The organism is Shewanella sp. SM55, assembly GCF_025654025.1.
Taxonomy (GTDB): Bacteria; Pseudomonadota; Gammaproteobacteria; order Enterobacterales; family Shewanellaceae; genus Shewanella; species Shewanella oncorhynchi.
This window is the reverse complement of sequence record NZ_JAKKRS010000008.1, coordinates 57114-69463: the sequence shown is the minus strand read 5'-3', so window position 1 is coordinate 69463 and position 12350 is coordinate 57114. Positions and strand designations below refer to the sequence as shown.

Here is a 12350-nt window from a genome sequence, read left to right as displayed (position 1 = left end):
TATCGGACACTTAATCGAGTGGTACGACTTTGGCGATATAAGGTAGATTGCGATACTGCTCGGCATAATCAATACCATAACCTACGATAAACTCATCAGGGATAGTAAAACCGATAAAATCGACCTTCACATCCACTTCACGACGTTCAGGTTTATCCAGCAGGGTGCACAGTGCAAGGCTCTTAGGCTCCCGCAGTAACAACATCTCGCGCACTTTGCTTAACGTATTACCTGAGTCAATCAAGTCTTCCACAATCAGCACATCGCGACCGGCGATATCTGATTGCACATCTTTCAGCACTTTCACATCCCGTGAGCTGGTCATAGTATTGCCATAACTGGAAACCGACATAAAATCGATTTCAACATGGCCTTTAATGCGGCGACACAGGTCAGCCATAAAGACCACAGAGCCTTTTAACAAGCCTACCATCAGCAGACGTTCACTGTGGGCATAATGGGCATTGATTAGCTCGGCCATTTGATCCAATTTCTGGCTTATCTCTTCAGCAGAGATCATCACTTCGGTGGTGTGTTTCATATAAGTCTCAATTGTCGAGGTCGCGGTTAGACTGTTTGTCATAACCCCAGCGACTCGTTAATGCATGGTCAACGCCCAAATGATCGAGAATTCGAGCGACCATGAAGTCTACCAGATCTTCTACCGATTTGGGATTGTGATAAAAGCCGGGTGCAGCGGGCATAATGGTCGCGCCGAGGCGAGAAAGGCTTAACATATGCTCTAAGTGTATGGCACTAAAAGGAGTTTCCCTCAGTACTAGGATAAGTTGGCCGCGCTCTTTAATCACCACATCGGCGGCGCGTTCGAGTAAATTATTACTCATTCCGGTAGCAACTGCCGCTAACGTCCCCGTTGAGCAAGGACAAATCACCATTTGTTTAGGTGCAGCGCTACCCGATGCAGGCGGTGAAAACCACTCATCTTTGCCTAATACCACTAACTCGCCAGCAATAATCACGCCTTTTTCGTGCAGCAAAGCCAACAGCTGGGCATGGGCTTTGTCACTGTTGGCGCTTAACTGTAAGCCGTGTTCCGTCGCCAATACCACTCGAGCGGCACTGGAGATCATCATAAACACTTGATATCCCGATACCAACAGACACTCGAGTAACTTAAGCCCATAGGGAGCACCCGAGGCGCCCGTCCAAGCTAAGCTAATCGCCTTAGTCGACTTTGCGTAGGCCATCTTAGCTAACCTGCTCTACAGTTGAAGCCTGTTCTAATGCGGCCAGCAGCTTCTTATGTAACCCACCAAAACCACCGTTACTCATCACCACTATGGTGTCGCCTGCTTTGGCGGTTGCTGCGACTTTCGCGACCACATCATCAATTTGATGTAACACAGTCACAGGGATCACCGCCGCTTCCATAGCTTCTTTCATATTCCAGTCGATGGTATCGGCTTGATATAAAAAGGCTTCGTCGGCTTGCATCATAGAAAAAGCTAAGGTGTCTTTATGGACACCACTCTTCATGGTATTTGAGCGCGGCTCGAGTACCACAGTAATCTTGCGCTGCCCAACCTTAGCCCGCATGCCTTTTAACGTGGTCGCAATGGCCGTCGGATGGTGGGCAAAATCGTCATATACGCTCACACCGTTAACGGTTCCGAGTAATTCGAGTCGACGCTTAGGTGGCATAAACTTAGCTAAAGCTTCAATTGCAGCACTCGGCTTAACGCCCACGTGGCGTGCGGCAGCAATGGCCATCATGGCGTTTTCAATATTGTGTTGACCAATCAAATCCCATTCGAGAATGCCTTGAGATTCGCCATCAAAAAATACTTCAAAGCGATGGCAATCATCACTTAACGCTTTGCCATACCAACCGCTGGTCGATTCGGCTAAATGATAGGTTTCTTGCTCACTCCAACAACCCATATCAATCGTTTGCTTAACAGCATGGGAATCGGCGGGCCAAATGATCTTGCCTTCACCAGGAACGGTGCGAACTAAGTGGTTAAACTGTTTTTGAATCGCAGCCAGATCGGCAAAAATATCGGCATGATCGAACTCAAGATTGTTGATCACTAAGGTACGCGGATGATAATGCACGAATTTCGAACGTTTATCGAAGAAGGCACTGTCGTATTCGTCGGCCTCAACCACAAAGAAAGCGGTCTTACCTAAACGTGCCGACACACCAAAGTTTTGCGGTACGCCACCGATTAAGAACCCAGGCTCATAACCACAATCATCTAAAATCCAGGCTAACATGCTAGATGTCGAGGTTTTACCGTGAGTGCCAGACACTGCCAGCACCCAACGCTCAGGCAAAATATGATCGGCTAAAAACTGCGGGCCAGAAGTATAAGGGATGCCAATGTTCAACACAGCTTCCACACAAGGATTACCCCGGCTCATGGCATTACCAATGACAACTAAGTCAGGATAGTGCCCTGCTTCACCCAGCTGGCTAGGATCAAAACCTTGAATAAGCTCAATGCCTTGGTCCTCTAGTTGCGTGCTCATTGGAGGATAGACATTGGCATCCGAGCCCGTCACTCTGTGCCCTTTGGCCCTAGCCAATAACGCTAGACCACCCATGAAGGTTCCACAAATCCCTAAAATATGTACGTGCATACCGCTCGCTCTGATGTGTTGAATTCACCGCCATTCTAATCCATCGGGCGACAGATTGGCAGGTAACAATCGGTGAAAAGCACTGCAATCGCAAATGACAGTTTTTAAATCCGTAGATTTCACATTTGAGCTGCAGAACTGAGATTTTTAGATAACAGGTCAACTAACACAAGGCCGAAAACTGTCGCAATGCAGGTCCTAACGTAAGTCACGGTAGAGCTGAGCGTGCTGGCTACGGTGACGACTAAATAAGAATTGACGTAACGCTTCACGCTCTTCGGTTTCGGCCTGAAACTTAACGAAAGCCAGACCTTTCTCGCTACGAATAGGCTCGATATCGACGCGCATAGTCTCGCCATTGGGCAATTGTAATTGCAGATCTTTACTGCCTAACAATTGTTTAAATTGCTGCTGTGATTTAGCACGAATGGCCATGCCAGAACTAGATAGCGAGGCAACAGACCATTGCTCACCTTGATCGTGGTCGAATATCCACACATCATCGGCTTGAGTTAACCGCCAACTGCGCTCCACTCCCGAGGCATCTAGCACTTCAGGTACACCTAAAGTGGGTTGAAACTGACCAAAGTCATCCACTTTCATCAGTAGCGGAAACCAGAGTTTATAGGGCCCGACTTCGGCCAATAGAGTGAGTTTTGCCTTACCGAGAATCGAGGCGATAACTTGCGGCACTTCAGTTGTGACTGTGAGCACATGATTGATCAGGGGATCGTTAGTCAAGGCAGTGCCCACACGAGTCGGCGAAAAAAGTTCGCTAAAACAAGCAAGCTCCTCCGCGGATAATCGAGGTTCATCCATCATGATAAGTCCTCCCGAGTTAAATTCCTTACCCCAAAAAGTACCACCAAAGTATGGGATTGTACATTTTTACACCAAAACAGTGGCAAAAAACGGAATATAGGCTAGCAAGGCTAAATTCAAGACTCTATTAGCCATTTGCGCTATTTAACTTGGAAAATGCAGTGGATTGTTATTCCTCGCTTTTTAAACTGCTGGAAGGTGGAGCAAACAAGATACGCAGTCGTTGTTTAACACTCAACCCTGTCGCTGTGACCTCTGCAAACATGTCTCGCCATTCACTAAAAGTCACTTTAAAGGGATTAAAACTATTCACTGGCTTAGTTATGCCGTAAATCACAGTATCTACCTCGGGCTCAAAAGTACCAAACAGCTTGTCCCAAATAATCAGCACACCCGCATAGTTTTTATCTATATATTGGGGATTACGACCGTGATGCACCCTGTGATGTGATGGAGTATTGAAGACCCATTCCAGCGGTCCGAGTGATTTAATCGCTTGGGTATGCACAAAAAATTGCAATCCCAGATTGAGTAATACCACAAACACCACCCAGTTTGGATCGAAACCTATGACCACCAGCGGTAACCAAAATACCCACATGCCTGCAAAGGGATACATTAAACTCTGACGAAACGCAGTGCTAAAATTCATATTCTCAGAGCTATGGTGCACCACGTGAGCCGCCCACATCCAGCGGACTCTGTGGCTCGCCCTGTGGAACCAGTAATAACAAAAGTCCTGCGCGACCATCAAAGCAATAAAGCTCAATGGGCCCATTTCAATATCGAGTAACTTCCAACCAAAAATCGCCAAATACAGCTTAGCGATCAACAAACCAGTGAGTAAATCAGCACCTTGATGCATGGCCGCGAGGCTGAAATTACACAGCACTTCTTGGCCGCGATAACGTGCACTTAACGGTAGCCTTTGTCTTTTATCGCCAAAGTACCATTCCAGCAAAATACACACGAAAAACAAAGGTGCGAGCACCAGCAGTAACAATTCTGGGTGCTGGATCAGCGAGGCGATATCCATATAAGATCATCCTGTTCTATTTTTATTTTATGGTTATTTTTATTGTTACTTTTATAAAAATTCTGACTGCATTCTATAAACCGCATTCAACGCCACAACGCAGGCAGCTGCGATCCGTTAGTCGCCGTTAGCTACCAGCGGGCATAGTGATCTTCGGCGAGCCCCAGAACATTATTTATCTGGTAACTGTGTCCTTGATTATCGGTAATCATGCCGCTGAAATGACCGATGAATTGGCGAAAATTACTCTTAAGCAAGAGCAAATTACGCTTTTCACTGCGACAATTGCGCGCCGCAAACTGCAAATCCACTTGGCCATTTTGACTGTAGACTCGCCAAACCTCGGCGCCGAGCGTGGCATGGCGATCAAACTCAAATTGCACTGGCCCGAGTAAATGACGTTCACCATTAATCCAAAAGACATTTTCAGTAGCCCCAGTTTCATTGACACCCGCCGCTAAATTAAGTCCCATAATGCCCTCATGGATCCGCGCGTTAATTGACGCCCAGCGCCAACTGGTATCACGGCGCATGTAACCCGCCGAAAAGTCATAGCCTGCTAAAGCTTGATTCAGCGGCTGCGGCTCATGACCCACAGTCAAACTACCTTTAACGGTCAAACCATTATGCTTTTGTGTGTAAGTCCAGCCGTTGTATCCAGTAGGACTACACATAGCCATAGGCAAACTTAAGGGGGCTGAGTGTAAAGTTACATCGGCTTGAATGTTTTTAGTATCAATGATTAACCGCCAACCGCCCTCTACAATTTCAAAGCTTAACTGCGCCCCTTTACGGCCAATACTACTTCGCCCCTCGGCGGGCGATGGCGTCATCTGATAGCCAAACCTCAAAGGTTTTAACCAATCAAGCTGGGTGAGTGTGTTGGTTTTTATATCGTATAAATAACAAAAAGCACTGCCGACGTAGGCAATATCGGCAAGCGCGATGCCTAGGACATAACGCGGCGTGACCAAAGAGACAAACTGAAATTGTTTATAATCGAAATGCTTAGCCCACGCTGAAGCAGGTTTATCCATGGTATCAAAATAGGTAAAGTCCGCTAAACCTAGGGTTTTGACTATGCCATCGAAATGACCAAAATGGGGTAACCCCTTCGAATTGATCAGGCTATCTGGGGCGATTTGCGTTGCTATCGTTAACATGGCTAAGCCTTACAAAAAAGACGCGGGAGCATCTATGCTCTCTCATTCTAAACATCGAATTTTTACTCTAACCTGTCCCCCATTGCATTAAAAGAGTGCAAGGACAAAATGTTGTTATTTTGTTGCCAGTCAATATTCGGTTTAATGTTTTAAATTCCTTGTTTGTAAAACGATTAAAGCGCCTAAAGGCGCTTTAATCGTTGGATAAGGAGAGATTAGAATCGGTAACTAATACCAAAGTTGATCCCCTGTAATTCAAGCTCTTTCATCGGGATATATTGGTATTCCAAATTCAAACCAAATCCTGACTTAAATCGATATTGCCAGCCTGCGGCGCCATAAAAACCGACATCATCCGAGTCCATATCCTGTTTATCTATCTCATAGCTGACTTGAGTATAAGCAGCGCCTAATTTGGCATACAGGCTGTTACCACGAGACAAAGCATACTCACCGTAAGCGGCGGTTCTAACACCTTGGTAACGTAAATCTTTTATCTCACTGATGACGCTAACAAGCGCACTCGCCACTCCACCTGAACCCGCTAAATAACCCGCCTCAAACCCAAAATGCTCGTTGAGCATATAGCGGTAATATAAGTCGCTGGTTAAGGTGTCACCCGCATCATATTTACCGTTCTTAGTTTCAAACTCTTGGGTACCGTAACCTAAACTACCACCCAGTATATGGGCAGAATCGCCCGCGAGCGCATTGGAGCTCATCATGCCTGACGCCAGCATCAGGCCAACAAATAACGAAGTGAATGATATTTTTTCCATATTTAACCTGCCTTCCATGCCTTGTAACTATGCGAATAAATGATGTGAATGCACAGAAAACACGGATGTGAATAATGAGCACAAGATATTAGCAATAAAAGCTGTACCTCAACTGAATCACGGTGTTCTGTGGCATCAAAAGTGATTTCTGGTATGCTGTAGCCACTTTTACTTGTACGAGAGATCCCATGAAACGGCTATTACTGACCTTGACTTTCCCCCTGCTGTTCGCGGGCTGTGCCAGCCAAAATCCGACTCATATGGCTTTCAGCCCTCAAGTGCCCAATATCAGCCAACAAACGGCGCAACTTGTACCTATCGCTCTTGAAACGGTAGATACACGCACAGTCGATTATGTTGCTCGTTTTATTGAAGAAGGGACAAAAACACGTTTAGTTGGCCCGAGCGAACCGCCTAAACTGTTACTCGATGAAGTATTCCGCGCAGGTTTTGCTCAAGCGGGCTACCAAATCGACCCAAGCGCAACTAATTCAGTGCAAATTCAATTAGAAGAATTGCAAATGGATATCACTAAAAAGACCTTTGGCTATGAGGCAAAACACAGTGTGTTAATCGCAGTTCAAGCCAAAAACTCCACCCAAGAGCTGGTTAAACGCTATAAAGCCAAAGGCACTTTAAAAGGTCCTTTAACGCCCGATTTTGCAACCTTAGAACTGGATATGAACAAATTGCTCGGCCAACTTACCGGCGAGATTCTAAACGATCCTGAGCTTAATCAGTTTCTACAAAAATAACAGCGTCAGTTTATTATAAGGAAATCAATATGCTCCGTTGGATATCAGCCCTCTTACTCATCTTTATGAGTCATCATAGCCTCGCACTCGACATTCAGGCCGATACCTTGTATCCCAGAGTCGAATTTGATACTAGCTTAGGCAAAATCGTGGTCGAGCTAGATAGAACTCGTGCACCAATCACTGTCGATAACTTTTTAACTCATGTCGTTAAAGGCGAATACGACAACACAATATTTCACCGCGTGATCAGTGACTTTGTGGTGCAAGGCGGCGGACTCACCCCCAAGTATGAAGAGCTCCCCGAGGGTAAGCCGATAGTCAACGAATCAGGAAATGGCCTAACAAATAGCATGGGCACTATCGCCATGGCACGTGAAAACGAGCCGCACTCAGCCACTCGTCAGTTCTACTTTAACGTAGCCGACAACACTAAACTCGATCCCTCTAAACGTCGTTGGGGTTATGCCGTATTTGGTGAAGTGATTGAAGGTAAAACCGTCCTCGAAGCTATGGCTGTCGTTGAGACAGGAACTAACACTAAGCTCAATTGGCCCGATGTTCCTGTTACCCCTATCATATTGAAAAAAGCCAAATTATTACCAAAACAGTAATCAAAATATAATTTCGAGCAAAAGCGCTAATTTTGCATCTATACTGTGATAGTAAACAGAAAGGAGGCAAACGATGACGGCAACTGAGTTCATCGATAATAAAGCGCCCCAACTCGCCTTCTATGGAAAAGCGTTTTTGAGTGAAGAACTCGACTTCCATGAAGTGCAACTTTACTTATGGGACACGTTAGAAGAATGGCAGCAACTGAATTCGACTGGCGAAGCGCAAACTGAAACTGAAAAAGTGTTTTGGCACTTGCTCCACAGCTTTAACAGGTGGCCTGACTGTGTGATCCGCGGTAATCAATATCTGCGTAAGCAAGTAAATGATTGCTGTGACTACCTGAGTTTAGGAGGCCGAGTGCCGCAGGGATGCATCGGGATAAGACCTTAAGTTCAGCATTCCTATCGATAAAAAATGGCCCTGTAATAGGGCCTTTTTTATTTCGTAAACCAATTCCTCGTGTGTACATTATTACGCTCTCCTTACTATCAAGATCTATGCTAGCGATAAAGATAAGCGGTAAACTTTTAGCTACAAGCAGTTAACTCTCGAGCCATATTCAACCATCTTATAGTGCTAAACGGGACTCCAAAGTAAAAGGAATACCATTAGCCCTTGAACCCTATGGCACCTTACCCGTAAGCTAAGCGGATTAAACACTTAGACTCATGCCTATGTCCGCAACAGGTTTTATTCAACGTACACTCGATGCCCTCAGTGTCTATTATCACAAGCGGGTTTTGATCCTGTTATTACTGGGTTTTTCTGCTGGTCTACCATTAATGCTGGTATTTTCAACGTTATCCTTTTGGTTGCGTGAAGCTGGTGTTGATCGCACTTCAATCGGTTATTTCAGCTGGATAGCCTTAGCCTATGCGTTTAAATGGGCTTGGTCACCCTTAGTCGATCGGCTTTCATTGCCGCTGCTAACTCGATTTCTAGGCCGCCGCCGTAGCTGGATGCTGTTCGCTCAGTTGTTATTGGTTGGTGCCATCTTAGGCATGTCTTTTAGTGACCCTCTCAAAGATCTCGAGCGCTTGGCACTGTTCGCATTAATGGTCGCCTTTGCCTCAGCCACCCAAGATATTGTTATTGATGCCTTTCGGATTGAATCAGCCCCAGAAAAGATGCAAGCCGCACTAGCAGCGGCCTATCAAGTGGGCTATCGCAGCGCCATGATTATCGCCACCGCAGGCGCACTCACCATAGCGGCTTGGGTTGAACCCGGTAACACGGCATACAACTTAGTGGCATGGCAAACTTCTTACCTGATTATGGCAGGATTGATGTCTGTTGGGATTTTGACCACGCTTTTTAGCCGCGAACCCGAAGTCGATACCCGCGCCGCCGATGCCACTGAATTAGCGCTAAAACAACGCTTAAGTGCACGTTATCCTAGAATTATCGCAGCGGGCATATCTTGGGTATATACGGCCAGTATTTTACCCTTTATCGACTTTTTCAAACGCTATGGCCGCAGCGCTATCCTCATCTTATTACTGATTTCTTGCTACCGGATCTCGGATATTGTGATGGGGATTATGGCGAACGTCTTTTATGTGGACATGGGATTCACTAAGGAAGAAATTGCCTATTTAAGTAAAATCTATGGCCTGATCATGACCTTAGTCGGCGCAGCCTTTGGCGGCGTTCTGTTAGCTCGCTTCGGAACTATGAAAATCCTTTTCCTCGGTGCCTTACTGGTTGCCGTAACCAATCTGCTATTCGCGTGGCAGGCAGTGATTGGCTACAACGTGCCCTTTTTAACCTTTGCTATTTCCGTGGATAACTTCAGCGCTGGGATAGCCACGGCGGCATTTATTGCCTATCTCTCGAGTCTCACTAGCAACGGCTACAGTGCAACGCAATATGCCTTACTGTCTTCGATTATGTTGCTTTTCCCTAAATTTATCGCGGGCTTCTCGGGCGCTTATGTCGACGCATTTGGCTATGTGAACTTCTTTGTCGCTGCCAGTGTTATTGGCTTTCCAGTGTTGTTTTTGGTTGTCTTAGTCAACAAGTATGCCCCGCATCCAAGCACATCATTAATGGATGATTCGTCAAAAAGTGCACCAACAAACTCGGATTAAGGTCTCATAGCACTTATGTCATCAATATAAAAAAGCCCTCACACCTTAGTGTGAGGGCTTTTTTATATTTAAAGACGAAATGGCAAACGCGATACTGCATCACGTTAAACCAATTCTGCTCGATTAATCTTTAAAGTTATCAAATTGGAAAGGCTGGCCTAACTCAGACTCACGTGCCAACGCCATGACAGCTTGTAAATCGTCACGTTTTTTACCTGTAACTCGTACTTTCTCGCCCTGAATAGACGCTTGTACTTTAAGTTTGCTGTCTTTAATTAGCTTGACCAGTTTTTTAGCAATTAAGGTTTCTATACCTTCTTTAAACTTCACTTTTAGGGAGAAGGTTTTACCGCTGTGGATGGCTTTCTCATCGACTTCCATCGAAGACGGATCCACATTACGTTTGCTCAGTTGCATACGTAAAATGTCCACTAATTGTTGGCATTGGAAGTCATCTTCAGCGGTTAACGTGACCACATGATCCTTATATTCCACGTCAGCCGTTTTACCGCGAAAATCGAAACGTGTCGCCAGCTCACGCTTAGTATTATCAACCGCATTACGCAGTTCAACTTCATTCACTTCTGACACAATATCCATTGAAGGCATAGTTTTTATGTCCCATATCAAATTAATATGCAGCTAGTTTACCCACACACAAGCCTAAGTTGAAGGTAAAGCCTAGAATAAAAGCGTAATCATGGGTGACTTTAGCCACACATTTTCCTATCATTGCCCCACTCTAAGCTAATACAAACATATTTGTGATAACTAAAAATACCCTATTTAAGCTGGCTTTAGCCGTAGCCTTTGTCGTGATCAGTTATCTGGTATTTTCCAGACCAACCTATTCGCAAAGTATTCCGAATATCGACAAGGTAGGCCATCTTGGGAGCTTTTTTTGCCTCTCCTATCTCACCTATCTTGCTTTCAAACCTAAGTGGTATTGGTTATCTCTCACACTGGCAAGCTACGCCATTTTAATTGAGTTGGTGCAATCACGTTTGCCCTACCGTAGCGCTTCTGTGGGTGATGTTATTGCCGACTTTTCGGGTATTGCACTGTTTTACTTTTGCAATTGGGCCTATGGCAAATACTTCCGCGCAGCGCAATTGCGAGAAGATTAACTCAGGCGCTTCAAACTGGTACTGATGACCGATACCTTAAGGCTACAGATATGACTCATGCTGTGAACATAAATCGCGTGGTGGATATTGCGATTTTAGGTGCTGGTGCCGTTGGGCAGCTTATTTGCCACCAACTGACTACAGCGGGCATGAGTGTTGGTCTTATCGGCCGCGATTCAATTGCATCTATACAGCAGACACTTAGCGTCACTCCATTAGCGCTGGCCAATGATAATCAACATAAAACACAAGCACTCCAGTATTCTGTGCCTATCTTAGCGGCCAATGCGCTCGTTAATATCCGCCTCGTGATTGTCTGCGTCAAAGCCTATCAAGTGCTCGATGCACTTTTGCCCTTACTTAACCAACTGCCCAGACAATGCCACATTTTGTTGTTACACAATGGAATGGGACCTCATTTAGCCCTAGCGCCGCTAATTGATGCGCAAGCTGATGACAGAGGGCTAAGCCTAGGGACAACTTCCCAAGGGGTGTTACGTCAAGCCAGTTGGCAAATTAGGCAAACTGGACAAGGGCTAACTCAATTTGGGCATTTTGCAGGTACAGAGCTCACTGAGCATTATCGCAATGCTTTACTGGCGGCTATCCCCAACAGTGAATGGGTGGATGCCATTGTGCCTTGTCTATGGCAGAAACTCGCCGTTAATGCCGCGATTAATCCGCTTACAGCACTATATCAATGTCCTAATGGCACACTCGCCGAGCCAGATTTTAGTGACATGATTAAAGGCATTCTCGACGAGTTAGTCACGGTTGCCACACTCGAGGGCGTGCCTCTCGATAAACAATTGTTACACGACAGGGTCTATCAGGTGATCCGCCTCACTGCGGGGAATTTCTCATCGATGCACCAAGATATTGCACACCAAAGACGAACTGAAATAGACCAAATTAATGGTTATATCTGTGAGCGTGCACGAGCGCACGGTTTAAGTGCGCCAGTTAATGCTGACCTCTGGGCGCGCATCAAACAGCTAGAAGCTTAAGCAAGAAAACTCACATAACAAAACTAAATATAACAGTATGTTTAATTTAAATAATTTTTAATTTTTTGCTGAATCCTCACTTTTTATTTACCACATTAAAACGCGAATTACCCTAGCGCCATACTCACTCGGCTTTTGCTGCACTCATGCTAGTCAAGCAAATTTACCTTGCACCAACAATACGCACCAAATCAGGGCAGATTAACTTTGCTTTGCACTGTTTTGCACCAAAATTTTAAGCTATTTCGGTGCGTCTTAATGTTAACGCAATGATAATAAATGCTTTATCTATATGGCCTAATTCCTGCTTTATTCCAATAAATTGAGTCTGCAGCTTGTTGGAGAGAAA

The 12350-nt window shown here is 45.4% G+C and carries 14 protein-coding genes; 6 read left to right on the top strand and 8 right to left on the bottom strand.

Going from position 1 to position 12350, the window contains the following annotated elements; genetic code table 11:
- Positions 1 to 10: 10 nt before the first annotated feature.
- The 7 genes from hpt to L5L91_RS11810 all read right to left on the bottom strand — a co-directional run bounded on the left by hpt (position 11) and on the right by L5L91_RS11810 (position 6365).
- Complete coding sequence (gene hpt / locus L5L91_RS11840; RefSeq protein WP_028761726.1) at positions 11 to 541, bottom strand: hypoxanthine phosphoribosyltransferase; 531 nt, start codon at positions 539 to 541, stop codon at positions 11 to 13.
- A gap of 7 nt (positions 542 to 548) precedes the next feature.
- The gene (locus L5L91_RS11835) at positions 549 to 1208 is read right to left on the bottom strand and encodes a flavin prenyltransferase UbiX (protein ID WP_263163829.1); all 660 of its coding nucleotides are present in this window, start codon (positions 1206 to 1208) and stop codon (positions 549 to 551) included.
- Position 1209: 1 nt separating this feature from the next.
- Entirely contained in the window at positions 1210 to 2604 is a 1395-nt protein-coding gene (gene mpl / locus L5L91_RS11830; RefSeq protein WP_263181963.1) for a UDP-N-acetylmuramate:L-alanyl-gamma-D-glutamyl-meso-diaminopimelate ligase, read from the bottom strand.
- 198 nt (positions 2605 to 2802) lie between these two features.
- Positions 2803 to 3426: a hypothetical protein gene (locus L5L91_RS11825; protein ID WP_131523720.1), complete on the bottom strand. Its 624-nt coding sequence runs from the start codon at positions 3424 to 3426 to the stop codon at positions 2803 to 2805.
- A 169-nt stretch (positions 3427 to 3595) separates the two neighbouring features.
- Positions 3596 to 4462, bottom strand: a complete 867-nt coding sequence (locus L5L91_RS11820) for a sterol desaturase family protein (protein ID WP_263163832.1) — start codon at positions 4460 to 4462, stop codon at positions 3596 to 3598.
- 131 nt (positions 4463 to 4593) lie between these two features.
- Positions 4594 to 5625: a DUF2804 domain-containing protein gene (locus L5L91_RS11815; RefSeq protein ID WP_263163834.1), complete on the bottom strand. Its 1032-nt coding sequence runs from the start codon at positions 5623 to 5625 to the stop codon at positions 4594 to 4596.
- Between the two features lie 215 nt (positions 5626 to 5840).
- Complete coding sequence (locus L5L91_RS11810) at positions 5841 to 6365, bottom strand: porin family protein (protein ID WP_372833719.1); 525 nt, start codon at positions 6363 to 6365, stop codon at positions 5841 to 5843.
- A 227-nt stretch (positions 6366 to 6592) separates the two neighbouring features.
- Between L5L91_RS11810 and L5L91_RS11805 the strand changes: the two genes are divergently transcribed.
- The 4 genes from L5L91_RS11805 (at position 6593) to L5L91_RS11790 (ending at position 9867) form a co-directional block, all read left to right on the top strand.
- On the top strand, positions 6593 to 7159 hold the full coding sequence (locus tag L5L91_RS11805) for a YajG family lipoprotein (protein ID WP_105250136.1): 567 nt from the start codon (positions 6593 to 6595) through the stop codon (positions 7157 to 7159).
- 29 nt (positions 7160 to 7188) lie between these two features.
- Positions 7189 to 7773: a peptidylprolyl isomerase gene (locus L5L91_RS11800; RefSeq protein ID WP_028761870.1), complete on the top strand. Its 585-nt coding sequence runs from the start codon at positions 7189 to 7191 to the stop codon at positions 7771 to 7773.
- Between the two features lie 73 nt (positions 7774 to 7846).
- Entirely contained in the window at positions 7847 to 8167 is a 321-nt protein-coding gene (locus L5L91_RS11795; RefSeq protein WP_028761869.1) for a hypothetical protein, read from the top strand.
- 284 nt (positions 8168 to 8451) lie between these two features.
- The gene (locus L5L91_RS11790) at positions 8452 to 9867 is read left to right on the top strand and encodes an AmpG family muropeptide MFS transporter (protein ID WP_131523725.1); all 1416 of its coding nucleotides are present in this window, start codon (positions 8452 to 8454) and stop codon (positions 9865 to 9867) included.
- Between the two features lie 123 nt (positions 9868 to 9990).
- Here L5L91_RS11790 and L5L91_RS11785 read toward each other — a convergent pair whose 3' ends face one another.
- Positions 9991 to 10476 carry a YajQ family cyclic di-GMP-binding protein gene (locus L5L91_RS11785; protein ID WP_006080274.1) on the bottom strand — a complete coding sequence of 162 codons (486 nt, stop codon included), beginning with the start codon at positions 10474 to 10476 and terminating at the stop codon, positions 9991 to 9993.
- A 155-nt stretch (positions 10477 to 10631) separates the two neighbouring features.
- On the opposite strand from L5L91_RS11785, the gene L5L91_RS11780 reads away from it, so the two are divergent.
- Positions 10632 to 10994 (top strand): VanZ family protein, encoded by a 363-nt coding sequence (locus L5L91_RS11780; protein WP_105250138.1) that lies wholly within the window; start codon positions 10632 to 10634, stop codon positions 10992 to 10994.
- Between the two features lie 50 nt (positions 10995 to 11044).
- Complete coding sequence (locus tag L5L91_RS11775; RefSeq protein WP_263236635.1) at positions 11045 to 12001, top strand: ketopantoate reductase family protein; 957 nt, start codon at positions 11045 to 11047, stop codon at positions 11999 to 12001.
- The last annotated feature ends 349 nt before the right edge of the window (positions 12002 to 12350 follow it).